23 protein-coding genes and 1 tRNA gene are annotated in these 23,754 nt (G+C 65.5%); 20 read left to right on the top strand and 4 right to left on the bottom strand.

Going from position 1 to position 23,754, the window contains the following annotated elements:
• The first annotated feature begins 1 nt into the window (after position 1).
• Genes F8O09_RS02865 through ndk form a run of 3 tightly spaced genes read left to right on the top strand, consistent with a single transcriptional unit; the run spans position 2 to position 2,400 of the window.
• Positions 2 to 1,501: a bifunctional folylpolyglutamate synthase/dihydrofolate synthase gene (locus F8O09_RS02865; RefSeq protein ID WP_225732831.1), complete on the top strand. Its 1,500-nt coding sequence runs from the start codon at positions 2 to 4 to the stop codon at positions 1,499 to 1,501.
• 31 nt (positions 1,502 to 1,532) lie between these two features.
• A complete protein-coding gene (locus F8O09_RS02860; protein WP_192497527.1) occupies positions 1,533 to 1,934 on the top strand; it encodes a DUF4233 domain-containing protein in 402 nt (133 codons plus the stop codon).
• 25 nt (positions 1,935 to 1,959) lie between these two features.
• A complete protein-coding gene (gene ndk, locus F8O09_RS02855) occupies positions 1,960 to 2,400 on the top strand; it encodes a nucleoside-diphosphate kinase (RefSeq protein ID WP_225732830.1) in 441 nt (146 codons plus the stop codon).
• 157 nt (positions 2,401 to 2,557) lie between these two features.
• Here the strand turns inward: ndk and F8O09_RS02850 are convergent, their stop codons facing one another.
• On the bottom strand, positions 2,558 to 3,157 hold the full coding sequence (locus F8O09_RS02850) for a vitamin K epoxide reductase family protein (RefSeq protein WP_158053869.1): 600 nt from the start codon (positions 3,155 to 3,157) through the stop codon (positions 2,558 to 2,560).
• Positions 3,158 to 3,402: 245 nt separating this feature from the next.
• Here F8O09_RS02850 and F8O09_RS02845 point away from each other — a divergent pair, with 245 nt between their 5' ends.
• The 14 genes from F8O09_RS02845 to F8O09_RS02780 all read left to right on the top strand — a co-directional run bounded on the left by F8O09_RS02845 (position 3,403) and on the right by F8O09_RS02780 (position 16,407).
• Positions 3,403 to 6,276 carry an Rne/Rng family ribonuclease gene (locus F8O09_RS02845; protein WP_158053868.1) on the top strand — a complete coding sequence of 958 codons (2,874 nt, stop codon included), beginning with the start codon at positions 3,403 to 3,405 and terminating at the stop codon, positions 6,274 to 6,276.
• 113 nt (positions 6,277 to 6,389) lie between these two features.
• Positions 6,390 to 6,698, top strand: a complete 309-nt coding sequence (rplU, locus tag F8O09_RS02840) for a 50S ribosomal protein L21 (protein ID WP_158031102.1) — start codon at positions 6,390 to 6,392, stop codon at positions 6,696 to 6,698.
• A 19-nt stretch (positions 6,699 to 6,717) separates the two neighbouring features.
• The gene (gene rpmA / locus F8O09_RS02835; protein WP_158031103.1) at positions 6,718 to 6,975 is read left to right on the top strand and encodes a 50S ribosomal protein L27; all 258 of its coding nucleotides are present in this window, start codon (positions 6,718 to 6,720) and stop codon (positions 6,973 to 6,975) included.
• Positions 6,976 to 7,051: 76 nt separating this feature from the next.
• Positions 7,052 to 8,677 (top strand): GTPase ObgE, encoded by a 1,626-nt coding sequence (gene obgE / locus F8O09_RS02830; RefSeq protein ID WP_158053867.1) that lies wholly within the window; start codon positions 7,052 to 7,054, stop codon positions 8,675 to 8,677.
• On the top strand, positions 8,674 to 9,525 hold the full coding sequence (gene proB, locus F8O09_RS02825; protein WP_158031105.1) for a glutamate 5-kinase: 852 nt from the start codon (positions 8,674 to 8,676) through the stop codon (positions 9,523 to 9,525). Before obgE ends, proB begins: the two co-directional genes overlap by 4 nt.
• A gap of 171 nt (positions 9,526 to 9,696) precedes the next feature.
• The gene (locus F8O09_RS02820; RefSeq protein WP_225732829.1) at positions 9,697 to 10,416 is read left to right on the top strand and encodes a response regulator transcription factor; all 720 of its coding nucleotides are present in this window, start codon (positions 9,697 to 9,699) and stop codon (positions 10,414 to 10,416) included.
• The gene (locus F8O09_RS02815; RefSeq protein WP_158053866.1) at positions 10,413 to 12,056 is read left to right on the top strand and encodes a sensor histidine kinase; all 1,644 of its coding nucleotides are present in this window, start codon (positions 10,413 to 10,415) and stop codon (positions 12,054 to 12,056) included. Before F8O09_RS02820 ends, F8O09_RS02815 begins: the two co-directional genes overlap by 4 nt.
• Before the next feature lie 32 nt (positions 12,057 to 12,088).
• Positions 12,089 to 13,390, top strand: coding sequence for a glutamate-5-semialdehyde dehydrogenase (locus F8O09_RS02810; protein WP_158053865.1), 1,302 nt, complete (start codon positions 12,089 to 12,091; stop codon positions 13,388 to 13,390).
• A gap of 148 nt (positions 13,391 to 13,538) precedes the next feature.
• Positions 13,539 to 13,703 (top strand): hypothetical protein, encoded by a 165-nt coding sequence (locus tag F8O09_RS02805; RefSeq protein WP_225732828.1) that lies wholly within the window; start codon positions 13,539 to 13,541, stop codon positions 13,701 to 13,703.
• A 26-nt stretch (positions 13,704 to 13,729) separates the two neighbouring features.
• Positions 13,730 to 14,332 (top strand): nicotinate-nucleotide adenylyltransferase, encoded by a 603-nt coding sequence (gene nadD / locus F8O09_RS02800; RefSeq protein WP_412973581.1) that lies wholly within the window; start codon positions 13,730 to 13,732, stop codon positions 14,330 to 14,332.
• On the top strand, positions 14,333 to 15,466 hold the full coding sequence (locus F8O09_RS02795; RefSeq protein ID WP_158053864.1) for a hypothetical protein: 1,134 nt from the start codon (positions 14,333 to 14,335) through the stop codon (positions 15,464 to 15,466). It begins immediately after the preceding gene.
• Positions 15,463 to 15,849, top strand: coding sequence for a ribosome silencing factor (rsfS, locus tag F8O09_RS02790; protein WP_158053863.1), 387 nt, complete (start codon positions 15,463 to 15,465; stop codon positions 15,847 to 15,849). The genes F8O09_RS02795 and rsfS overlap by 4 nt, the downstream gene beginning before the upstream one ends.
• 16 nt (positions 15,850 to 15,865) lie before the next feature.
• Positions 15,866 to 16,165 carry a TIGR02611 family protein gene (locus F8O09_RS02785; RefSeq protein ID WP_225732826.1) on the top strand — a complete coding sequence of 100 codons (300 nt, stop codon included), beginning with the start codon at positions 15,866 to 15,868 and terminating at the stop codon, positions 16,163 to 16,165.
• A 169-nt stretch (positions 16,166 to 16,334) separates the two neighbouring features.
• Positions 16,335 to 16,407, top strand: a tRNA-Ala gene (locus tag F8O09_RS02780).
• A gap of 458 nt (positions 16,408 to 16,865) precedes the next feature.
• Here F8O09_RS02780 and F8O09_RS02775 read toward each other — a convergent pair.
• The gene (locus tag F8O09_RS02775) at positions 16,866 to 17,336 is read right to left on the bottom strand and encodes a MerR family transcriptional regulator (protein WP_158053861.1); all 471 of its coding nucleotides are present in this window, start codon (positions 17,334 to 17,336) and stop codon (positions 16,866 to 16,868) included.
• 87 nt (positions 17,337 to 17,423) lie between these two features.
• The gene (locus F8O09_RS02770; RefSeq protein WP_158053860.1) at positions 17,424 to 18,395 is read right to left on the bottom strand and encodes an SDR family NAD(P)-dependent oxidoreductase; all 972 of its coding nucleotides are present in this window, start codon (positions 18,393 to 18,395) and stop codon (positions 17,424 to 17,426) included.
• A 215-nt stretch (positions 18,396 to 18,610) separates the two neighbouring features.
• On the opposite strand from F8O09_RS02770, the gene F8O09_RS02765 reads away from it, so the two are divergent.
• From F8O09_RS02765 to pabB, 3 genes are all read left to right on the top strand, one after another.
• Complete coding sequence (locus tag F8O09_RS02765; protein ID WP_158053859.1) at positions 18,611 to 20,116, top strand: aldehyde dehydrogenase family protein; 1,506 nt, start codon at positions 18,611 to 18,613, stop codon at positions 20,114 to 20,116.
• Between the two features lie 99 nt (positions 20,117 to 20,215).
• Positions 20,216 to 21,010 (top strand): aminotransferase class IV, encoded by a 795-nt coding sequence (locus tag F8O09_RS02760; protein WP_158053858.1) that lies wholly within the window; start codon positions 20,216 to 20,218, stop codon positions 21,008 to 21,010.
• The gene (pabB, locus tag F8O09_RS02755) at positions 21,007 to 22,599 is read left to right on the top strand and encodes an aminodeoxychorismate synthase component I (protein WP_158053857.1); all 1,593 of its coding nucleotides are present in this window, start codon (positions 21,007 to 21,009) and stop codon (positions 22,597 to 22,599) included. Before F8O09_RS02760 ends, pabB begins: the two co-directional genes overlap by 4 nt.
• Here pabB and F8O09_RS02750 read toward each other — a convergent pair.
• Positions 22,553 to 23,677 carry a 5-methyltetrahydropteroyltriglutamate--homocysteine S-methyltransferase gene (locus F8O09_RS02750; RefSeq protein ID WP_158053856.1) on the bottom strand — a complete coding sequence of 375 codons (1,125 nt, stop codon included), beginning with the start codon at positions 23,675 to 23,677 and terminating at the stop codon, positions 22,553 to 22,555. The two genes, pabB and F8O09_RS02750, sit on opposite strands and share 47 nt — an antisense overlap.
• Positions 23,678 to 23,754 lie beyond the last annotated feature (77 nt).

Raw genomic sequence — 23,754 nt, 5'->3', positions numbered from 1 at the left:
TGTGACTGACGCACGCAACGCCACGACGGCTGCCCTCGCCCCGAACAGCGTCGAGCAGCTCACCGAGCAGCTCTATGGGCGGGCTCCTGAGAACCGCATCGAGCCACGGCTTGACGCGGTCGCTCGGGTGCTCGATCTGTTGGGCGACCCGCAGAAGTCGTACCGCATCATCCATATCACCGGCACCAACGGCAAGTCGTCGACGGCACGCATCGCCGCCTCGATGCTGGCGTCGGCCGGCCTGCGAGTGGGGGTGTTCACCAGCCCCCATCTGGTGCGCTTCAACGAGCGCATCGTGATCGACGGATCGCCGATCACCGACGAGCGGCTGCTGGGCACGTGGGAGGACGTACAGCCCTTCGTCGAAATGGTCGACGAGCAGCTGCGCGGCGAAGGCCGGGCGGCGCTGACGTTCTTCGAAGCGCTGACCGTGCTCGCCTTCGCGGCGTTCGCCGACGCACCTGTCGATGTGATCTGCCTCGAGGTGGGCGTGGGTGGGGAGTGGGATTCGACGAACACCGCCGACGGCGACGTCGCGGTGTTCGCACCGATCGCGCTCGACCACACCAAGGTGCTGGGCAGTACGATCGCCGAGATCGCGCATACGAAGGCCGGCATCATGAAGCCGGGCGCCATCGCGGTGACCGCCGCGCAGGCACCGGAGGCGATGCGCGAGCTGCAGGCCAAAGCCGACGCTTTGGGCATCACGCTGAAGCGTGCGGGCACCGACTTCGAGGTGTTGGGCGCGCAGCCGGCTGTTGGCGGGCAGGTGATCGACGTGCGCGGCCTGGCCGGCACCTATCGCGATCTCGCGCTGCCGCTCTACGGCGAGCATCAGGCGCAGAACGCCGCGCTGGCGATCGCCGCCGTCGAGGCCTTTCTCGGCGGGGGAAACGTGCCGCTGGGCGCCGATGTCGTCGAGCCGGGCATCGCCTCGGCCAAGTCGCCCGGTCGGCTGCAGGTGGTCGGCACCGACCCGACGATCATCATCGACGCCGCGCACAACCCACACGGAGCGCGCAGCCTGGCCCGTGCGCTGGTCGAGAACTTTCACTTCGATCGCACCGTCGCCGTGATCGGCGTGCTGTCCGACAAAGACGCGAAGGGCTTTCTGCAGGCGCTCGACGGCGCCGTCGACGAGGTGGTGGTGACCGCCTCGCACTCGCCGCGGGCGATCCCCGCAGACGACCTGGCCGCGCTGGCGGTCGAGATGTTCGGCACAGAGCGGGTCAGGGTGGTCGACGATGTCGAAGAGGCCTTGGACGAGGCCCGCTACCTGGCACGCGAGGTCGAGCACTCCGGCATCATCGTCACCGGGTCGATCACGGTCATCGGCGAGGTGGCCGCGCTGACGGACGCCGACACCTCTGCGGTGGCAGCGGATGCGACGTCGGATGCCGACGTCGAGGCGGCGAAGGACGCCCTTGAGGCGTCGGCTGCCGAAGACGACGACGCCAACGAGATGTGGCCAGACAGCATGGAGCCAGGAGACCGGTTCTGACCATCGGGCCGCAGCACGTAGAATGAAGGCGATGAAACCTCCGAACAGCGCAGACGGTGCGGTTCCGAGCAGCGGTGTGAGACTTCGTCAGAAGCTCTGCAGCGTGATGCTCGGTTTCGAGTCGTTCGTGATCATCTTCTATACCCTGGTGCTCTTCGGGCTGCGGCTGATCTCGTCGCCGCTGGTCTGGTGGGTCGGTGCCGGCTCGATGCTGCTGCTCGTGCTCGCTCTCGCCTGTATGCGTCGTGGCTCCATCGGGCTCTGGCTCGGGTGGGCGGTGCAGGTCGTGCTGGTGCTCGCCGGCCTCTTCAGCGGGTTCATCTTCTTCGTGTCGCTGATCTGCCTGGCCCTGTGGATTTACATCATGGTCGCGGCAGCACGCGCAGACCGGGAAGCTGCAGCCCTGCAGCACGAACAACCGACCCAACACTGACGAAACACCCGAAAGGAATCGACAGATGACCACTGCAGAGCAGAAGCAGATCACCCCAGACCACACCCTCGTGCTGGTGAAACCGGATGGCGTCGAACGCGGACTGACCGGCGAGGTGCTCGCCCGCATCGAGCGCAAAGGCTACCGTCTGGCAGACATCCGATGGGTGAAGCCGACCCGGGAGCTGCTCGAACGCCACTACGCCGAGCACAAAGGCAAGCCGTTCTTCGACTCTCTCGTCGACTTCATGATCAGCGGGCCGATCGTGGCCGTGATCTTCGAGGGCGACAACGTCGTTCCCGGCGTGCGCACGCTGCTCGGCGCAAGCGACCCGACCGTCGCAGCGCCCGGCACCATTCGCGGCGACTTCGGCCGTGACTGGGGCGTCTCGGTGCAGCGCAACGTCGTACACGCCTCTGACTCGACGCAGTCTGCAGCGCGTGAGATCGGCATCTGGTTCGCCTGATCCTGTCCGTGCGCGGTTGACCTGCGCAGACGACAGAAGGGGCCGCGCTCTGCAGAGCGCGGCCCCTTCTGTCGTCTGCAGGGCTCGGCGGCGCGCAAGGCGCCTTGATGCATGAGCTGAGCAGGTCGGCGCAGCGCCTGAGCGCCGCGCACCACGGTCAGAGCAGGAACTCGATCCAGCCGAGACGGATCTCGGCGAGCACGGCGATCAGCACGAGGTTGAGCAGACTGACGACCCATGCCCAGTGGAAGAGCCAGACCCCGAAGCGCTTGAGCCCGCTTCCGAAGTGACCTTCACGCAGATTCCAGGCGGTGATGTACCAGAAGCCGAAGATCATGAAGAACCAGACCTCCATGCACCACGGGCACAGCGTGCCGATGACGAAGATGCTCTGCGAGTAGAGCCACGTGATGAACACATAGCCGCCGAGCATGCCGATGTTGAAGAGCTGCCAGTACCAGCGGGCCATGCGCGCACCGGCCAAGGTGCTCATCCCCACGGCGATCGGGAAGATGAAGCACATCAGACCGAGCAGCGCGTTGGGGAACCCCAAGAGGCTGCCCTGCCAAGACTGCATGTTCGGCCCGCAGGTCACCAGGATGTTCAACGAGCAGTTCGGCGTATACGCAGGGTTCTGCAGCGTCTTGACATACTCAGTGGCCAGTTCGAAGGCTCCGAGCAGGCCGCCCAGGCCGATGACGACCATGGTGACGGCAAGCGGCTTGGAAAGGGCTGTGCCCGGACGGTTTGCAGACATGCCGCCATTATGGCACGCAGCGGCGAACACCGGATTCCATGCGATAATGGGCTGGGTCGCGTGAGTCGCCCTCACGCGCAGACGCGCATCACAGGCGTCGTCGACACGACGCAGATGCTGTTCAGGGCCAGGACGCCCTGCGATAGAGCTGAATTTGGCGCATCGACCTCAGCGGTCGTGCGAACAGTTTGAGGAGCCGGCTCGGGGCGACCGGGACTGCGGCTGGATACAGGAGTGCACCAGCGATGGTGGGTAATGAAGAACATGGGAAGGGCGGTCTGTTCGGACAGCTCTTCGGTACGAAGCGCACCCGACGGGCGAAGTCTGCCTTCGGCGACCACGAGTCAGCGGACGAGACGTCAGGCGACGCCGCGCCGCGGCACGGTGCCGACGGCGAAGCAGTGAACGAGCACGCCGCCGCCGATGTCGCGTCGGCCGCGTCGTCTGATGCTGATCGTGGCGACCTGGCGAACGCGGCTGAGGCTCCGGCCACTGCGGTGGCCGAGGAATCGCTCGCACCGGCAGAAGAGACAGCCGATGCACAGGCACGTTCCAACCGACCGGCGACAGCAGACGAGCGCCCGTCAGACCAGGCGGCCCCAGCGGCTGCTGCGCCGAGTGAGACCGCGCCTGCAGAAGCAGGGCTGACGAGCGCCGAGGCAGCTGCGGGTGTGGTGGCTCACGGCACCGATGAGCTGGCTGCAGCCAAGACCGAGTCTGCTGCCGAGGCGACCGCTGAAGCCACGCCGGCGCAGGCACCTGAACCAGAGCCGGCGCCTGATCCCCTTGCAGAGATCACGCCGTTCTCGCCGTTCAGCGTTCGAGAGGCGGGCTCGACCTCAGCTCCGGCAGCGCCGGTCGCTGAGACGGTCGCCCCGATCGAGCTGACCTTCAAAGAGCCCGAGCTGCCCGAGCGCGACGATGACGAAGAGCCAGAGCTGCCCGAGCACGTCGAGAGTGTGCGTCGTCGCACCCGCAAGCGTGATGGCAGTCGTCGGTCTCGCACGAGCGACGAAGCCGCCGACGAACAGAGCCAGGAGAGCGGGCAGCGCAGTCACCGTGAGACGCCGACCAAGGTCAAGGGCTCGACACGACTCGAGGCGAAGAAGCAGCGTCGCAACGCCAGTCGGGATGCCGGGCGTCGTCGCCAGAGCGTCACCGAGGTCGAGTTCCAGGCACGCCGCGAGGCCGTCGACCGGCAGATGATCGTGCGCTCGACTGACGACCGCATCCAGATCGGCGTGCTCGAAGACGACATTCTGGTCGAGCACTATGCAGCGCACTCACGAGACCTCTCGCTGATCGGCAACGTCTATCTGGGGCGCATCCAGAACGTGCTGCCCAGCATGGAGGCCGCATTCGTCGACATCGGCCGCGGCCGCAACGCCGTGCTCTACTCAGGCGAAGTCGACTGGGAGGCTGCCGAGGTCACCGACAAGCAGCGGCGCATCGAGATGGCGCTCAAAGCGGGCGACACCGTGCTGGTGCAGGTCACGAAAGACCCCGTCGGTCACAAGGGCGCCCGTCTGACCAGTCAGATCTCTCTGCCAGGTCGCTACCTGGTGTACGTGCCAGGCGGTTCGATGAGCGGCATCAGTCGCAAGCTGCCCGACAGCGAGCGTTCGCGTCTGAAGAAGACGCTGAAAGAGATTCTGCCTGAGAACGTGGGCGTCATCGTGCGCACCGCTGCTGAGGGTGCGACGAAGGAACAGCTCGAACGGGACGTCACCCGTCTTCAGCAGCAGTGGGAAGAGATCCAGCGTCTGCGTGAAACACAGCAGGCTCCGGCGCTGCTGCACACCGAGCCGAATCTGCTCATCAAAGTCGTGCGCGACGTCTTCAACGAAGACATCACGAAGATGGTCATCAGCGGCAAAGACGCAGAAGAGACCATTGAGAAGTACCTGCACACGATCGCGCCGGATCTGGTCGATCGTGTCGAGCACTACAGCGGCGACAAAGACATCTTCGACGCCTACCGCATCAACGAGCAGCTGGCGAAGGCGAGCGAGCGCAAAGTCTTCCTGCCGTCAGGCGGCTCGCTGGTGATCGACCGCACCGAGGCCATGACGGTCATCGATGTGAACACCGGCAAGTTCGTCGGCTCCGGAGGCAACCTCGAAGAGACCGTCACGAAGAACAACCTCGAGGCTGCCGAAGAGATCGTGCGGCAGCTGCGTCTGCGCGACCTGGGCGGCATCGTGGTGGTCGACTTCATCGACATGGTGCTGGAGTCGAACCGCGACCTGGTGCTGCAGCGTCTGATCGAATGCCTTGGTCGTGATCGCACCAAGCATCAGGTGGCCGAAGTGACCTCGCTGGGCCTGATCCAGATGACGCGCAAGAAGATCGGCATCGGACTGGCCGAGACGTTCACGCAGCTCGGCGAGAGCTCCGACTCCGGTCAGAGCACGCACAGCTCGCAGAGCGGCAAATCCGGTTCGGCTCGCAAGCCTCGCAGCAAGAAGACCCAGGCTGTCAAGCCGGTGAAGAACACCCTGAACGCGAACGTCAAGAATGCCGTCGCACAGGTCGCCGCCAGCACGATCGCGCAGATCGCGTCTGCCCCGACGACCGCCGAGGCGCCAGCACCTGTGGCAGCTGTGGGTGATGCTGCAGCGCATCCGCCTGTGGAAGAGCATCGTTCTGGCGAGTCTGTCGCCCGTACGTCGCACGCAGAGTCTGGCCTCAGCGCAGCGGAGGGTGCCGCTGCCGCGACCGCAGCAGATCGAATGCAGCCTGCGGCGACGGCACACGCATCCGCAGAGCGTCATGAGCCCGTCGAGTCGCACGCGCAGACGCAGTCGTCGCAGTCGGCAGAGTCGGCGGAGTCGAGGGAGCATCCGCAGCGACGTTCGGAGCCCGCGTCGGCTCGCCGATCGCGTCGTGCATCAGCTCCGGCAGGGCCGGCGCGCACCGATATCGACCTCGATCTGGATCTGCCGAAGCCGAAGACCCAACCAGCGGCCGAGGCCTCGCCCAAACAGCCGGTCGACCGTGACGCCCTGCTGGCAGACGTGCTCGCGCACCTGCCAGAAGGGGCCCGCACGCCGAACACCGCCAAAGAGACGCGGGGGCAGAGTTTTCGGCAGCGCTCGGGCGGTGAGCGTCAGGACTGAGACACGCGGTCGCGGGTGTTTGACCTGCACACAAACAATTGAGTAATATTGAGTGTTGGCTCGGGCTGGTTCTGCCGGCGAGTGAACACAGACTTCAAGACAAAGGATGACACGTGGTTTATGCAATCGTGCGCGCCGGCGGGCGTCAGGAGAAGGTCGAGGTCGGCACTGTCGTGACGGTCGACCGTGTTCAGGCAGATGAGCAGGGCGCTGTGGAGCTTCCCGCTCTGCTGCTGGTCGACGGTGACAAGGTCACCTCGAAGACCGAAGATCTCGCCAAGGTCAAGGTGACCGCCGAGGTGGTCGAAGACCTGCGCGGCCCCAAGATCAACATTCAGCACTTCAAGAACAAGACCGGTTACCGTCGGCGCCTCGGGCACCGCTCTGAGCTGACCAAGCTCAAGATCACCGGCATCAAGTAACAGCGAAAGGCGTCCTCTCATGGCACATAAGAAGGGTGCGAGCTCAACTCGCAACGGTCGCGACTCAAACGCTCAGCGTCTCGGCGTGAAGCGCTTCGGCGGGCAGGAGGTCAACGCCGGCGAGATCATCATTCGTCAGCGTGGCACGCACTTCCACCCCGGCGCCAACGTGGGCCGCGGCAAAGACGACACGCTCTTCGCGCTCGAGACCGGCTCAGTCCAGTTCAGCAGCAAGGGCCGTCGCCGCGTGGTGAGCATTCTCACCGCTGCGGAGTGACATTCCGTTTTTCAGCATGATCGAGGCGGGCTCGCATAGCGAGCTCGCCTCTTTCGCACCTTAAGGAGCACATCCCATGGCACTCAGCTTCGTCGACGACGTCGTGCTGCACGTCACAGCAGGTGACGGCGGCGACGGCTGTGCGTCAATTCGCCGCGAGAAGTTCAAACCGCTCGCCGGCCCCGACGGCGGCAACGGGGGTGACGGCGGCAACGTCATCGTCGAATCCGACCCGCAGATCACCACACTGTTGGCCTACCACCGTCGACCGCATCAGCGGGCCGAGAGCGGCGGCTTCGGCATGGGCGACTACCGCGACGGCTATGCGGGGCAGGATCTGATCCTGCCCGTTCCCGTCGGCACGGTCGTTCGCGACGCAGATGGCGAGATGCTCATCGACCTCGACCAGCCGGGCATGCGCTACACGGTGGCGCAGGGCGGCATCGGCGGTCTCGGCAACAACTCGCTCGCGTCGACGAAACGCAAGGCCCCCGGCTTCGCACTGCTCGGCACACCGGGCTGGAGCGGCGACGTGCGCCTCGAGCTCAAGACGATGGCCGATGTGGCTCTCGTCGGATACCCGTCAGCAGGCAAGTCGAGCCTGATCGCAGCCATGAGCGCGGCCAAGCCGAAGATCGCCGACTACCCGTTCACGACGCTCGCTCCGAACCTGGGCGTCGTCGAGGCCGGCGATGTGCGGTTCACCGTGGCAGACGTGCCCGGGCTCATCGAAGGGGCCAGCGAAGGCAAGGGGCTGGGCCTCGACTTTCTGCGCCATGTGGAGCGGTGCGAGGCCCTGGTGCACGTGCTCGACTGCGCCACGATCGAGCCGAATCGAGATCCGATCAGCGACCTCGAAACGATTCTGACCGAACTCGCGAAGTATCCGGTCGCCGAGGGCAAAACGCCGCTCATCGAGCGCCCGCAGCTTGTCGCGCTCAACAAAGTCGACGTACCTGAGGCCGAAGAGCTCGCCGAGTTCGTCACAGATGATCTTGAGCAGCGGGGATTCCGCGTGTTCCAGGTCTCGGCGGCCACACGCCGCGGCCTGCGCGAGCTCACCTTCGCGATGGCCGGACTGGTCGCCGAGGGTCGGGCCGCACAGCGTGCCGAGGCCGAAGCCGAGGCTGAGCAGCCGGAGCGCATCGTGATTCGCCCGCGATCACGTCGTCGTGAGGCCGAGTTCACCATCTCTCGTGAGACCGGCCCGGACGGCGAGTACTTCCGTATTCTCGGCGAGAAGCCGGAGCGCTGGATCGCCCAGACGATGTTCGACAACGACGAAGCGGTGGGCTACCTCGCCGACCGGCTGAACCGGTTGGGCATCGAGCAGGAGCTGTTCCGTGCCGGTGCGCGCGCCGGATCGGCCGTGGTCATCGGCCCGGGCAGCAACGAGAGAATCTTCGACTGGGAGCCGTCGATCACCTCCGGCGCCGAGATCGCTGCGCCGCGTGGCGAGGATCTGCGCCTGAGCGATCACTCGCGCCCGACCCGTGCCGAGAAGCGCGTCGAGTACTACGAGCGCATGGATGCCAAGGCCGCTGCCCGAGCCGAACTGCAGGCCGAACGCGAAGCCGGCCTGTGGACGGAGGATCGAGAGCGGACGAAGGTGGCCAATGCATCCGCCGCAGGCTCGACCAACACGACGGATGCCGCAGGCGCGGCCGCTGAGGACACCTCGGACGAAGGAGAGCAGCGGTGAGCACCGTCATCTCGCAGGCTGGGATTCCCGGCGCCGGGCGCATCGTCGTCAAAGTAGGCTCGTCGTCGATCACCGGTGAGAACGAGCACCAGCTCGGCCATCTGGTGTCGGCGCTGGCACAGCTGCACGAAGGGGGTGTCGAGGTCGTCTTGGTGTCGTCCGGAGCGATCGCGACCGGGCTGCCGCTGCTGAACCTGAACGGTCGGCCTGCAGACCTGGCGACTTCACAGGCAGCGGCTGCCGTGGGCCAGGCAAGACTCATGTACCGCTACGAGTCGGTGTTCGACGCCTTCAGCGTGACGACCGCACAGGTGCTGCTCACTGCGAGCGACATCGACGACCGCAGACATCGCCGTCAGGCGCAGCAGACCATCGATCGACTGCTCGATCTGCGTGTGCTGCCCATCATCAATGAGAACGACACCGTGGCGACGCATGAGATTCGCTTCGGGGACAACGATCGGCTGGCGGCGCTCACCGCGGTGCTGGTGCGGGCCGATGCGCTGGTGCTGCTCTCAGACGTCGATGCGCTCTATGACCGACCGCCGCAGCGCGAGGGTTCGAAGCCCCTGCACTTCGTCGCGCACGACGACGATCTCGAACACATCGAGGTCTCGCCGGTGACGGTCAACGGCGTCGGGACCGGGGGAGCGGTCACGAAGATCGCCTCCGCTCGGGTCGCGACCGAGGCGGGCATCCCGGTGCTGCTCACTTCGACCGAGCACGTCTCGAACGCGCTTTCGGGTCAGTCGATCGGCACCTGGTTCGAGGCGCGCCCGGTGCTCGGCCACGAGCTCACCGACACCGGAGCACTGCAGACCATCGAGTCGGTCACCCACGAACACTGAGGGGCGTATGTGCTGAGTGTCTGAGAATCTGGACACCTCACACACATGACGCTCACAGAATTCGCTCAGTATGCTCGAAGCAGTTCTTCGCGAGAACGCCCGGACGACGCATCGCCGGCACTCGCGCGAAGATCCCGGGTCCAGGCCCGGATGAGAGAGATCGGAGAGCCTGTGAACGAGTCAGCTGCCAGAAGTGAGAAGCACGATGTGACGGTGCTCGTCGTCGACGACGAGCCGAACCTGCTTGAGCTCGTCGCTTCAGCCGTGCGCTATGAGGGCCTGAACGTGATGACCTCGCTCAACGGCCGAGGAGCGGTCGAGGCAGCCCGCACTACCCGACCCGACGTGGTGATCCTCGATGTGATGCTGCCCGACCTCAGCGGGTTCGAGGTGCTGCGCAAGCTGCACGAGATCGACGAGAGCATCCCGGTGATCTTTCTCACCGCCCGTGATGCGGTCGAAGATCGCATCGCCGGCATCACCGTGGGCGCCGACGACTATCTGACCAAGCCGTTCAACATCGAAGAGCTCATGGCGCGCGTGCGCGGGCTGCTGCGACGCTCGCGGCACTGGGTCGAAGAGGAGCACGACCCCACTGTCGTCGTCGGCGATCTCATGCTGAACGAAGACTCATACGAAGTGACCCGCGGCGGCGACGAGATCAAGCTCACAGCGACCGAGTTCGAACTGCTGCGCTTCTTGATGCGCAATGCCAAGAAGGTCATGTCCAAAACGCAGATACTCGATCACGTCTGGCACTATGACTTCGGCGGAGAGGTCAATGTCGTCGAGCTGTACATCTCGTATCTGCGCAAGAAGATCGACCACGGGCGCGAGCCGATGATCCACACCGTTCGAGGCGTCGGATACGTGCTGAAGCCTGCGGTATGACCGATCGCGAGGGGCCGCGCACCTCGCACCAGCCCGCTGCGAGGCCCGGCGTCGACCGTCGCAAGAGGCGAGGCCTGCTGCGGCACTGGCGGCTGCTGCCGCTGAGCAAGACACTGCCGATCATGCTCGCTGCGCTGCTGTTCTCGAGTGTGGCCCTGATCGCGACCGTCACCACGTCTGCGCTGAACACCTCGCTGTACGGGCAGCTCAACACCGAGCTGAGTCTCGCGACCGAGCGTGCCCGAGCCACTGATGTGGCGAAGGGGGATGCCGCAGTGCGGCCCGATGACCCGGTTCCGCCCGGCTTGGACGTGCGCACGCAGCGGGCGCACACCATCATCGTCGACCTGCGGCAGGGATCTCTCAGAGCCGGCTACATCGACGACGGCGAGACCCCGACCTTCCACCAGCTCGACTCCGATCAGGTCGCGATGCTGCTGAAGGTGCCGGTCGACGGCGGCTTCTATGACGTGCCGCTGCCCGATCTCGGCACATACCGTGCCGTCGCGATCAACGACCGAACCGGTGCTCGACAGGTCGTCGCCATCTCACAGGAGGCCGTGGCCAATACGATCACGCAGTACATGGTCGTGCAGATGGTCGTGATCGCGCTGGCCGGCATCGGCGCGCTGCTGCTCGGCTGGATGCTCATGCGCCGGGCGCTGCATCCTCTCGAGGTCGTCGCACGAACCGCGCAGAGCGTGGCCGGGCGCGAACTCGCCACCGGAGACGCGGCGCTGACCGAACGCATTCCCGAGGTCTTCGTCGACGACGTGACCGAGGTGGGGCGCGTGGCGGGCAGCTTCAACCGCATGCTCACACACATCGACGACGCCTTCCGCGTGCGACGGGCCAGCGAGACGAAGCTGCGCCGCTTCGTCGCAGACGCCAGCCATGAGCTGCGCACGCCGCTCGCATCGATTCGCGGCTACACGCAGCTCGTGCTGCGCGATGCCGACACGCTGCCGCCGCATGCGGCCGAGCAGCTGGGTCGCGTGCGCAGTGAGTCCGAGCGCATGTCTGACCTGGTCGAAGACCTGCTGCTGCTCGCACGTTTGGACAACGAGCCGGTGATCGAGCGTGAAGAGGTCGACCTGCGAGGGCTGCTGATCGACGCCGTGGCAGACGCGCACGCCGCGGGTCCGAACCACCACTGGCAGCTCGACCTCGACGCCAGCCAGCCGCTTGAGGTGCTGGGCGACGAGAACAGCCTGCGTCAGGTGCTGGTCAACCTGCTCGCGAACTCCCGCACACACACGCCGGCCGGAACGAACGTGGTGCTCGGCGCTGCGATCGTGGGCGACGACGTGCGCATCCAAGTGCGCGACGACGGCCAGGGCATTCCGGAACAGATGGTCGACACGATCTTCGACCGCTTCGTCAAGGCTGACGACTCCCGCACCCCGGGGCAGGGGTCGACCGGGCTCGGACTGTCGATCGTGCAGGCGCTGGTTCATGCGCACGGCGGCAGCGTCTCGGTCGCGTCGACTCCGCAGCGCTTCGATGACGACGGCAGGCCGCTGGAGGGCGACCACGGAACGACGTTCACCGTGATGCTGCCGAGACTGCAGCATCCACAGCAGGACGACGGGGCCGGTGCACCGAACGACGTCGACGATGCGAGCGCGAATCGCGCCTGATCGTGTCGGCGCTGTGTCATAGACTGTGAGGCATGTCAGCAGACCAGTCACGCGACGATCGTTCACCGCTCACCGGCGAGGCGGCTCTTGCCGCTCTGCGACCGCGTCTGCAGGCAGCGAAGCAGGCCGGGCGCTCGCTCGCCACCCGCACCTCGGGCGTCAAAGACGCAGCGCTTGAGGCGATCGCCCAGGCGCTCGTCGACAACGAGTCGCGCATTCTCGAGGCCAACGCGCGCGATCTCGACCGTGCGGTCGAGACGGGGCTGCCGTTGCCCATGCACGACCGACTGCGCCTCGATCATGACCGCATTGCGGCGCTCGCCGATGCCGTGCGCGTCGTGGTGGGGCTGACCGACCCGATCGGCACGCTCGTGCGTGGTCATCGGCTGCCGAACGGTGTGCGCATCGAGCAGGTTCGTGTGCCTTTCGGCGTGCTGGGCGTGATCTACGAGGCACGTCCGAACGTCACGGTCGACATCGCCGCTCTCGCGATCAAGAGCGGCAACGCCGTGGCGCTGCGCGGCGGCTCGGCTGCGCATGACACCAATGACGTGCTGGTGCAGGTGCTGCGTGAGGCGATCGCCTCGGTCGGGCTGCCGGCGGATGCCGTGGTGAGTGTCGACGACCACGGTCGGGCGGGCGCTGACGCACTGATGCATGCGCGTGGGCTGATCGACGTGCTGATTCCGCGCGGCGGCAAGGCGCTGATCCAGCGGGTGGTGCAGACTTCGACCGTGCCGGTGATCGAGACCGGTGACGGCAACGTGCACGTCTACCTCGATGCGAGTGCCGATCTGCAGCATGCGGTCGACATCGTGGTGAATGCGAAGACCCAACGCGTGAGTGTGTGCAACGCCGCCGAGACGGTGCTCGTGCATCGCGACGCGGCCGAACGGGTGCTTCCCGCCGTGCTGACCGCACTGCATGACAGAGACGTGACGATTCACGGAGACGAGGCAGTACAGGCGATCGACTCCTCGGTCGTTCCCGCGACCGAAGACGATTGGCAGACGGAGTATCTCGCACTCGAGCTGGCAGTGCATGTCGTCGATTCGATCGACGAGGCGATCGAGCACATCAATCACTTCTCGACGCACCACACCGAGTCGATCATCACCGAAGACTATGCGAACGCCGAGCGCTTTCTCTCCGAGGTGGACTCGGCTGTGGTCATGGTCAACACCTCGACCCGTTTCACCGACGGCGGCCAGTTCGGGTTCGGCGCTGAGGTCGGCATCTCGACGCAGAAGCTCCATGCGCGCGGGCCGATGGGGCTGCCCGAGCTCACCACCACGAAGTGGCTGGTGCGCGGCGAGGGTCAGATCAGACACTGACCGCTGGCTGGCGCGTGGCGGGCACGCTGGCGCGTGTGTACTGAAGTGGTCGCGTCATCCTCTATCATGGGGTGAGTAGTCAGAAGATGAGGACACAATGCTTGCAACTGCCGTGAACGTACTTGCCGCTGAATCAGTGGAGCACTCGATGCCGATGCCTCCGTGGGGCTTCGCACTGGTCGCCGCTGTGGTCTTCATCCTGCTCGGGCTCATCGTGTTCAGCTACCGTGACGTCAACAACCGGCATCACGATGAGGTCGTTCCGCCGCTTCCCGAGCTGGCCGCCGGTTCAGAGGCGCACAAGGGGCACTGAGCTCCGCCAGTCGCGTGCACACACAGATCACCCCGCATCGGCGTCGACGTATCGGCGTCATGGGCGGTACCTTCGATCCGATTCACCACGGCCACTTAGTGGCTGCCAGCGAGGTGGCGAACGCGTTCGACCTCGACGAAGTGGTGTTCGTACCCACCGGCCAGCCATGGATGAAAGCTGATCGCCGGGTCACCGATGCCGACCAGCGTTACCTGATGACGGTGATCGCCACAGCATCCAACCCGAGGTTCACCGTGAGTCGGGTCGACATCGATCGAGCGGGCCCCACCTACACGATCGACACCCTTCGCGACCTGCATCGCTTGCGCCCCGAGGCCGAGCTCTTCTTCATCTCTGGGGCCGATGCCATCGCCCAGATTCTGACGTGGAAAGACAGCGAAGAGCTCTGGAAGCTTGCACATTTCGTCGCGGTCAGCAGGCCCGGGCATCCGCTCTCACTTTCGAGCCTGCCGCATGACGACGTAAGCTTGCTAGAGATACCTGCGCTTGCGATATCGTCGACAGACTGTCGACGGCGTGCGCGCCGTGGTCAGCCCGTGTGGTACTTGGTGCCAGACGGCGTTGTCCAGTACATCAGTAAATACGGACTGTATCGGGATGAGGACTAAGTGGCCGAAGAACATCAGCTGACGCGGCGAGAGCTGCGTGCACGAGAGCGCGCGGCTCAGCTGGCTGCCTCCGAGGCCGCAGCGGCAAAGACTCCGAGCGACGCATCGAAGACTTCCGGCGATGCAGAGAAGAAGCAGACAGCAGCCGGTTCAGGGCAGGGTGCTGCCTCGAAGGCGCAGCAGTCGGCACAGAGCACTGCTGCCGACGGGCAGTCGAAACGAGCGCATCATCGGCACGGCGCCCCGGCAGCGGCGGCACAGTCGACTCCTGCTCAGCGCCCGGCATCGGCTCAGCGTCCGGCTCCGGCGAAGAAGCCGGCTCCGCAGCCCGCTCCCGCCACATCGGCAGGTTCGGCCTTCGTGAAGTCGACGTCGCCCGCACAGGCGAAGCCCACCCCGAAGCCGGCTGAGAAGCAGCCTGCGGCAGAACGGCCTGCCGCAAAATCGGTTGGCGGCCCCTCGTCGACGCCTGGCGGCTCGCAGGCGACGCCTGCAGCGAAACCGGCTGCGGCATCCCCGACGCCGTCGACAGCGGAACCTCGTCGCCGCCGGCCGCTGCTGGCCGACGCGCCGGTTGCCTCATCGAAGCCTCGCGCAGCGGCTCCGACCCCGTCGGCGTCGAAGCCCGCAGCTCAGCCCAGCCAACCGGCGAAGGCTGAGAGCACTCCGGTGATCATCACTCCGGCGACGTCTGACAGTGACGTCGACGCCAGGATCGCCCCCAACAAGCCGACCATCACGACCGGGCCAGCAACGGCCAGCGTGCTGGTGCTGCCGAGCACACCCGAGCAGAACAGCCTCGCGCTGCCGCTCGACTCGACCGGTGATGTGCTGATCACGACCGGTTCGATCACACTGCCGCAGCTGACCACCGACACCGGTGTCATCCCGGCGGCGTACGAGAAAGATCGCGGCGACCCGCTGGCCGACACCAGCGACTCGGTGCCGGTGACTGACGAGACTCGGCCGGTGTCTGCCGTCGAGACGGTGCGTCGCTACGAGACCGACCGTATTCTTCCCGAGAACTCACAGCACGATCGCATGAACAAGCTGTCGATCGGTCTGCTGATCGGCGCCGGCGTGCTGCTCATCGCCGCCACCGTGTTCGTGCTGCTGCGGATCTTCGGCGCATGACGGCCAGCGCAGAGGCGAAACGTCTGGCACAGATCGCCGCCCAGGCCGCGCTCGACTTGAACGGGCACGACATCGTCGCGCTCGACGTCTCGGGCACGAACCCGTTCGCAGACATCTTCGTGGTCGTCACCGGCTCGAGCGACCGTAACGTGGTCGCCATCGCCGACGCTGTGCAGGATGCCATGGTCGAGAACGGCGTGAAGATGCGAGGCCGCGAGGGGCGCGAGCTGGGGGAGTGGGTGCTGCAGAACTTCGGCGATGTGGTCGTGCACACCTTCCAGGCGGAGTCGCGCGACTTCTATGCTCTGGAGCGCATCTGGAACACGGCGCCGGTGGTCGTGCTTGACCTGCACGATGGTGCGGAGAGCACCTCTGCGCGCTGAATCGGGTGCGAATCCCGTGACTCCGGCTGACGACGCTGATGCGCCAGAGCGGGGCGCCTTTCGTCGCTGGCTGGGGCGGCATCCTCGGATGCTGCGCGTCTGGCGGGCAGGTGTCGCCTGCGTCGGCGGGTGCGTGCTGGCCCTCGGCATCGTGCTGCTGCCGCTGCCCGGCCCCGGCTGGGTCGTGATCTTCTTCGGCCTCGGCATTCTCGCGACGGAGTTCGCTTGGGCTGCGAAGGCGCTGAGACCATTGAAGAGGTTCTGGGCGTGGCTCAGCGCACGGATGGAACGTCGGCGTGAGCGGCGTCGCGGATAGTTCGACAGCGCTGTGGTGAACAGTGCCGCAGCGGGGAGCTGTCTGCTCGGGCTGGGCTCGTGCCTCAGCCTGAACGGACTTGTCGATCTCGGGTTGCAATCTTCGAGCAGTTCAGTCTAAGATTATCGAGTTGGCTGAAACGCCGTAAGGTGTTTTGAAGCTCCGAAAGGGGCCTGTGGCGCAGCTGGTAGCGCACCTGCATGGCATGCAGGGGGTCAGGGGTTCGAGTCCCCTCAGGTCCACACGAGATGGTTGAGACATCGCTCGTAACATCAGAAATCCCGCCAGGTGCAACTGGCGGGATTTCTGCGTTAATGGCGGATCTGTGCTCAGTGTTTTGCGGGCACCGTGCTCTGCAGGCAATGTAGTGCTGTGTACTGTGGCGACTTTCAGCATGAGGGCGCGTCCGGTTTTGACTCTGTGCTGATGAGTCATTGTGCCGATAGGCCTTTGCGCCGGTGCACGGATCCGCTCGGATGTACATGGTTTTGTCGAGATCAGCTGAGTTTGAGCGGAACGGTGCTGTGCTCGACAAATCCGTGTTGCGCTGGGGTAAGTAGGACGGTGCTGCTTCCGACCAATCGGAGGTGGGGCGGTGATGTAAGGCAGCAGCTTGAGTGCTGTACTCGGCCACCAGCACCGGGTATGTGTGCTGCAGAGCTTCCTGCGCCAGTGCTCCTGCGCCAGCGGACCGACACGCTCACTCCGGCGCCGAGTACCGTGCGATCTTGAAATCGGTCGCCTCGCGGGCGAGCTCCAGCTCGGCGATCTGGCGTTCGATGCGGTCTCGCTGATCGAGCATGATCTGTCTGCGCTCAGGAATCGTCGCGTCGCCCTGCTCGACCAGCGCGATGTAACGGCGCAGCTCGCTCATCCCCATGCCAGACACTCGCATCCTCGTCACGAAGACGAGACGTCTCAGCGCGAAGGCGTCGTAGCGGCGCCGTCCCTGAGCATCACGGGTCGGGCGCACGAGTTTCTGCTGCTCGTAGTACCGCAGTGTGTGCGCCGAGAGACCGACCAGCTGCGCAGCCTCGGCTATGCCGATCTCGTTTGACGAGTCTTCGATCGTGGCGTCATCCAGCAGCTCGTGCAGCAGATCGACGGCTCCCGCATCGGGTGTCGCATCGATCTGCTGCATGAGCGTGCGAATGAGGTCGTCTGTAGCCATGTCGTCGAGCCTAGTGGTGGTCTCTCATCGTGCCTGTGCGAAAGCCGGAATGCGCTGACAGGTCTTCGACATGGGATCCGTCCGTGATCAGATCGGCCGTGCCTGGGTGTGCGTCTGGCCAGGGAAATCTGCCGATTCAGAGACTTTCGCCCACGCTTCGACGTCGTCGAGAGCGGTGCGATAAGCCGTGCTCAGGGTGCGCACCGCCTCGGCTCCAAGTGGCAGGCGCAGCGGCGGATGTTGTGCTGCGATGACCTGTCGAATCACGGCGGCAGCCCTCGCGGGGTCTCCCTCCTGTAGACCGTCCGACCCGCGCATGTCGGCGCGCACCGCGCCAGCGACGTCGTCGTACTCCGTGCGCTCGGTCGCCTGTAGCAGCACCCCTGCTCGGTTGAACTCAGTGCGAAGTCGGCTGGGCTCGACGATGAGCACGTCGATGCCGAACGGCTGCACCTCGAGCGCCAGTGCTTCGGACCACCCCTCGAGCGCGAACTTGCCGGCGGAGTAGCTGCCGACGGCGGGGAACGACCTACGGCCTCCCTGGCTGCTGATCTGCACGATGGTGCCCGAACGGGCGGCGCGCAGATGCGGCAGCACGGCGCGCACATAGGCTGCCGGGCCGAACAGATGCTGCGCCAGCATGTCGCGCAGGGCAGCATCGTCGACCTCTTCGGCTGTGCCGACCTGGCCGACACCGGCGTTGTTGACGAGCACGTCGATGCGACCGAACCGGCTGATCGCCTCGGTCACGACATCCGCTGCCCGGTCGGTGTCGCGAACATCATGTGCGATTGTGCAGAGCGTGTCAGGATACGCCTGCCGCAGGTCAGCGAATCTGCTGAGGTCGCGAGCGGTGCCGACGACCCGTTCTCCTGACTCCAACGCTGCCGTCGCCAGTGCCCGGCCCAGACCGGACGACGCCCCGGTGATCAGCCAGACTCTGCTGGCTGCTGTCTTCTCGGCTGATTCGCTGCTGCTCGCGTGGTCTGTGTTCGTGATGGTGTCTGCTCTGTGAGCATTGTTCGTTCTGTGGATGCGGTCTGCTCTGTCGTTCGTCATGTCGACGACGGTAGAGGTTCGAGCGCGCTCGAACGCAAGTCTCTGGAGAAAAAGCAGCGGGTGCGGCAGCGTGCTCGGGGCAATCGCACTACAGCGAAGCGGCTGAGGCGGCTACGGCCAGATCGCAGAAGCTGGGATAGTGTTGGTCCCAGCCTGAGCCTGCACACAGAGCACAACATCCAGCCGCGCCCACCCCACGACTGAAAGCAGACCGCATGACTGACACCGCGCATCCCCAGAACGATTCGACGCCTGACGAGACGCGCTCGACGCTCTTCATCGGCGGCGCCGCGCGCGCGACCGACGAGACGACGGCCATCATCGATCCGGCGAGGCCGAGCCATATTGTCGGCCATGCCGCGGCGGCATCGCCAGCAGACGTGGCAGACGCCGTTGCCGCAGCAAGGGGCGCGTCCGCGCAGTGGTCGGCGCTGACCCCGCAGCAGCGCGCCGACCTGATGACCGAGGCCGTCGCAGACATCGCGGCAGACCGAGATGCGGATGCCGCACTGCTGTCGCGTGAGAACGGCAAGATCGTGGCTGAGGCGTGGGTCGACGCGCTCGTCTTCGAGCTGCGCTGGCGACAGGCGCTCACGCTGGTCGATCAGGTCGATGCCGATGTTGTGCTGCGCCCCGAACCCGGCATCCCGGTCGAGACGACGGTGACGTATCAGCCGCTTGGTGTGGCCACGGTGATCGTGCCGTTCAACTGGCCGCTGGCGATTCTCGCGGCATCGCTGCCGTACGCGCTGCTGGCCGGCAACACAGTGATCGTGAAGCCGCCGCTGACTGCTCCGCTGGCGACGGCGCAGCTCGTGCAGCGGGTGGCCGAGCGCCTGCCCGCAGGCGTGCTGAACGTCGTGACCGGGCCGGACGCGAACATGACGGGACTGATTCGCAACGAGGATGTCGCGAAGGTCTGCTTCACCGGGAGCGTGGGCGGCGGTCGTCGCATGATGGAGCTCGCCGCGCCGACGCTGACCCGTGTGACGCTGGAGCTCGGCGGCAACGATGCGGCGATCGTGTTCGATGACGCTCCGCTCGACGAGGAGCACTTGGACCGGCTCTTCCACGCGGTGTTCGACTCGACCGGACAGATCTGCATGAACGCCAAGCGCATCTACGTGCACCGGTCGCGCCTCGACGAGCTGGTGGCCGGGCTCTCTGCGCGGCTCGACCACGTGGTGCTCGGCGACGGTGCCGACCCGAAGACGACAATGGGGCCGCTGCATTCGGCGGAGCAGAAGAGGTTCGTCGACGGGCTGATCGCCGAGGCGAAAGCGGCCGGGGCCGACGTGCGAGAGTTCGGCGAGCTGCCGGGCGGCGATCTTGCCACGGGCAACTTTGTGCGGCCGGCCATCGTGGTCGAACCCGATGCGGGTCTGCGCGTGGTCACCGAAGAGCAGTTCGGGCCGGTGATCCCGGTGATGGCGTTCGACGATGAGGCGGATGCGGTGCGCCTTGCCAACGACAGCTGGGCGGCCCTGGGCGGCTCGGTCTGGACGATGGATGCGGCGCGGGCTCGGCGGGTTGCCGGCCAGCTGGTCTGCGGGTACGTGTGGATCAACGACCACGGTGCGAACCGGCTCGATCTGCGGGCGCCGTTCGGTGGACTCAAGTCGTCGGGCATGGGGCGTGAGCAGGGGCTGGACGGGCTGCGTGACTTCCAGGATGCGCGGGCGGTCGCGGTGCTGGAGTCTGAGGTGCTCGAGTCGGCGTAGTCGGCGCGGGGAGATGACAGCCAGATGACGACACCATATCAGCGGGTGCTGGTGATATGTCAGGACCGCGCTGCATCCTCGCCCGGATATCGTTGACCCATGCTGCACGATTCGCTGCTCATCAGGCATGGCCGTGTGCTCGACGTCGACGGTCATATCGAGCGTCTGTCTCGGTCCAGCGGCTGGTCCCTGGACCGTATGCGTGCTGTCTACCGCGAGCTGCTGCAGAGGCCGGAACTCGCAGAGGGCCTGTGGTTTCCGAGGATCTCGATCGATCAGCTGACGTGTAGGGTGCAGACGCGCTCGATCGCAGAAACGACACTGCGCACTGAGGTGCGTCTCTGGACGCCATCGTGCTCTGACCCCCGCCAGTGGCCCGAGCTGAAGGGCCCTGACTTTCCGGTGCAGAGGTCGCTGCGCGCCCAGGCGCAGGTCAGCGGTGCTGACGAAGCGGTACTGGTCGGCGCTGACGGCACGCTTCGTGAGGGTGCCTTCAGCAGCATCGTGCACTGGTCTGAGGGCCGACTGGTGGTATCAGGCAGCGAACAACGGCTGCCGAGCGTCACAGAAGCTGCGGTCATCCGAATTGCGGGCCTCCGGGGCGATGCGGTCGAAAGTCGGCTCTGCACCCCAGACGAGGTGCGCGCGGCCGACGAAGTGTGGGTGCTCAGCTCACTGCATGGTATTCGTGTGGTCAGTACATGGGATGGCCTGCGGGTCGCTTCGAACGGGCGGGCGGATGACTATCGAGCGGCGCTGCGAGGGTGTGAGCAGCACCTCGTCGAGTGGCTTGAGAATGCGCCGGCAGAACGGAGCGCGCAGCGGCACATCGCTCATCTGCGTCAGCCGGAACGCTACGTTCCACACCAGTGCAAGCGCGATCGACACATATGAGCACATGTGACGAGACCACCGCAGAGCGCTGGTGGATCGACGTGCGACGTCTGCACATCGATCTCTGCGCCGCAGACGTACACGCCGCGCTCTACGCCGATGATTCACGGAGCTTCTGGCTGGACAGCAACAGTGGCGACGAACGATCGGCGATCAGTGTGCTGGGCACGCTCGATGGAGTGCACGCTCACGTGCTCTCGTATCGTGCAGGGGAGTCCCATACGACAAGAATCGCTGTCGACGGCAGCAGCGAACAGGTCGAAGGAGACCTGTTGCACGTCGCTGAGACACAGCTGACGAGGTTCGCCACTGGACGGCCGCCACCCGCAGTCGGAGGCTTTTGCCTCGGCTACATCGGCTATCTCGGGTATGGGCTCAAAGCCAGCACCTGTGGCGTCGCTGACTGGACACCCTCTGACATGCCAGACGGGCTTCTGACCTTTGCCGAACGAGCGATCGTCTTCGACCATGTGTCGGGTGAGGTGCAGCTGCTTGCGTTGCGCTCCGAAGGGGCTGACAAGACACTGGATGCTGCCTCGCGGCTCTGGATGCGGCGAACGACCCGCACCCTGCTGACGTTGGCGGCGACGTCGTCTGTGTCGTCGGGCAGGCGGCTGCGGAAGCAGGAGCAGCAGGAACGCGGCTTGTCGCCGGCGGAGTCGCGGGACGGGGCGTCGTCTCAGACCTGTGCGCTCCCAGATGATGCGACGCTGCAGGCCGCTTTCGGCTTTCGCCATGACCGTGAGTGCTACATGGAACGTGTGCAGACGAGCCAACGACACATAGCCGCTGGTGATTCGTACGAGGTATGTCTCACGAACATGGCGGAGTACCCCGTGTCAGTCGACCCCGTGTCAACCTATCAGCGGCTCAGAGAGCTCTCACGGGTTCCCTACGGTGCGCTGCTGCGATGCGGTGACTTCTCGGTGCTGAGCGCCTCGCCAGAGTGCTTCTTGACGATCGACGAGAACAGAACGGTCGAGACACGGCCGATTAAAGGCACCAGCCCACGCGGGGCGACTCCGCTGCAAGACGCACAGCGTCGTGAAGACCTGTTCAGCTCTGAGAAAGAGCGCGCAGAGAACCTGATGATCGTCGATCTCATGCGGAACGACCTGAGCCGAGTGTGCCGACCAGAGACGGTACGGGTGCCGAGGCTGTTCGCGGTTGAGTCGTTTCCCGGCGTTCATCAACTGATCAGTACGGTCAGAGCAGAGCTGCGAGACGACTGCACAGCGTTCGACTGCATACGCGCGACGTTTCCGGCCGGCTCCATGACTGGAGCACCGAAACGCCGCACGATGCAGATCATCGACGAGCTTGAGGGCGGCCCACGCGGTGTCTACGCCGGTGCCCTCGGCTGGCTTTCGCCGAACGGCACAGTGTCACTCAGCGTGGTCATTCGCACGATTGTCGTCGAGCCGCATCGTGCGACGTTCGGCGTCGGCGGCGCGATCACGCAGCTGTCACAGGCAGCGGACGAGTATGCTGAGACGCTCGTGAAAGCGAGGGTTCTCGGTGCTGCGCTGCTGCAGTCCGGGCTCAGCGATCCTGCGGAAAGCCCCAGACCTCGTCGGCGATCTTCGTGATCTCGCGGAGCTTCGCCCACTGCTGTTCCTCGGTGAGCACGTTGCCCTCTTCAGTCGAGGCGAAGCCGCACTGCGGGCTCAGGGCGAGCTGATCGAGCGGGGCGAATTCCGCAGCCTCGCGAATTCGCGCGCGCACGGCATCCGCCGATTCGAGGTCACCCGACTTCGACGTGACCAGCCCGAGCACGACCCGGCGACCGTCATGTGGCAGAAAGCGCAGCGGCTCGAAGCCGCCGGCACGATCGGAGTCGTACTCCAGGAAGAAGCCGTCGTAGTCGACCTGGCCGAGCAGGTACGGGGCGACCGGCTCGTAGCCGCCCGACGAGATCCACGTCGAGCGGAAGTTGCCACGACAGACGTGCGTGGTGATCGTCATGTCGTCAGGGCGGTCGCGAACGATGTCGTTCAGCAGATCGGCGTAGGCCTGAGCGATGTTCTCGGTGTCGAGTCCGCGCTCGCGGGCACGCTCCAGTTCCAGATCAGAGCACAGATACGCCCATGCCGTGTCGTCGAACTGCAGGTAGCGGCACCCCACAGCGTGGAACGCACGGACGGCATCCCGCCACGTCTGAGCCAGATCGGCGAACAGCGAAGCCCGGTCGGGGTAGACGCTGTGGTCGATGCTCTCGGGGGCCAGACGAAAGTGCATGACGGTCGGCGCCGGGATGCACTGCTTGGCCGTGACCGTGGTGTGGTCGCGCACGAAGCGGAAGTGTTCGAGCATGGGGTGGTCGTCGGGAAAGCTCACCTTGCCGGTGATGTGCACGGCGTGCGGCTTCGGCGCCGTGCCGTGAAAGGCCATGCCGCTGTCCTCTTCGACGATCTCGACGCCGTTGAGCCCGCCGAAGAAGTCGAAGTGCCAGAAGGCGCGACGAAACTCGCCGTCGGTCACAGCCTGCAGGCCGACCTCCTCCTGCTTGGCGATGACGCGTGCGATCTGCTCGTCTTCGACGGCACGCAGAGCGGCAGCGTCGATCTCACCGCGGGCAAAGCGGTCGCGGGCCTCGTGGACGGCCGGCGGACGAAGCAGACTGCCGACCTGGTCGGCACGAAAGGGGATGCTGTGCGAGGTTGTCATAGGTTCAGTTCTATCAGTTCGGCGGCCGCTGAGGGCTTCTGGCGGCGCTGGACCACGGCCGGTCGTGGTCAGTCGGT

Source organism: Pseudoclavibacter sp. CFCC 11306 (genome assembly GCF_008831235.1).
Taxonomy (GTDB): Bacteria; Actinomycetota; Actinomycetes; order Actinomycetales; family Microbacteriaceae; genus Pseudoclavibacter_A.
This window is presented reverse-complemented; position numbering and strand designations above follow the sequence as displayed.

What these genes read in the sequence shown, in the direction of transcription:
- F8O09_RS02860 (WP_192497527.1), top strand. Translation starts at nt 1,533, where the DNA reads ATGAAACCTCCGAACAGCGCAGACGGTGCGGTTCCGAGCAGCGGTGTG.
- ndk (WP_225732830.1), top strand. Translation starts at nt 1,960, where the DNA reads ATGACCACTGCAGAGCAGAAGCAGATCACCCCAGACCACACCCTCGTG.
- F8O09_RS02850 (WP_158053869.1), bottom strand. Translation starts at nt 3,157, where the DNA reads ATGTCTGCAAACCGTCCGGGCACAGCCCTTTCCAAGCCGCTTGCCGTC.
- F8O09_RS02845 (WP_158053868.1), top strand. Translation starts at nt 3,403, where the DNA reads ATGGTGGGTAATGAAGAACATGGGAAGGGCGGTCTGTTCGGACAGCTC.
- rpmA (WP_158031103.1), top strand. Translation starts at nt 6,718, where the DNA reads ATGGCACATAAGAAGGGTGCGAGCTCAACTCGCAACGGTCGCGACTCA.
- obgE (WP_158053867.1), top strand. Translation starts at nt 7,052, where the DNA reads ATGGCACTCAGCTTCGTCGACGACGTCGTGCTGCACGTCACAGCAGGT.
- F8O09_RS02815 (WP_158053866.1), top strand. Translation starts at nt 10,413, where the DNA reads ATGACCGATCGCGAGGGGCCGCGCACCTCGCACCAGCCCGCTGCGAGG.
- F8O09_RS02810 (WP_158053865.1), top strand. Translation starts at nt 12,089, where the DNA reads ATGTCAGCAGACCAGTCACGCGACGATCGTTCACCGCTCACCGGCGAG.
- F8O09_RS02805 (WP_225732828.1), top strand. Translation starts at nt 13,539, where the DNA reads ATGCCGATGCCTCCGTGGGGCTTCGCACTGGTCGCCGCTGTGGTCTTC.
- rsfS (WP_158053863.1), top strand. Translation starts at nt 15,463, where the DNA reads ATGACGGCCAGCGCAGAGGCGAAACGTCTGGCACAGATCGCCGCCCAG.
- F8O09_RS02775 (WP_158053861.1), bottom strand. Translation starts at nt 17,336, where the DNA reads ATGGCTACAGACGACCTCATTCGCACGCTCATGCAGCAGATCGATGCG.
- F8O09_RS02770 (WP_158053860.1), bottom strand. Translation starts at nt 18,395, where the DNA reads ATGACGAACGACAGAGCAGACCGCATCCACAGAACGAACAATGCTCAC.
- F8O09_RS02765 (WP_158053859.1), top strand. Translation starts at nt 18,611, where the DNA reads ATGACTGACACCGCGCATCCCCAGAACGATTCGACGCCTGACGAGACG.
- F8O09_RS02760 (WP_158053858.1), top strand. Translation starts at nt 20,216, where the DNA reads ATGCTGCACGATTCGCTGCTCATCAGGCATGGCCGTGTGCTCGACGTC.
- pabB (WP_158053857.1), top strand. Translation starts at nt 21,007, where the DNA reads ATGAGCACATGTGACGAGACCACCGCAGAGCGCTGGTGGATCGACGTG.
- F8O09_RS02750 (WP_158053856.1), bottom strand. Translation starts at nt 23,677, where the DNA reads ATGACAACCTCGCACAGCATCCCCTTTCGTGCCGACCAGGTCGGCAGT.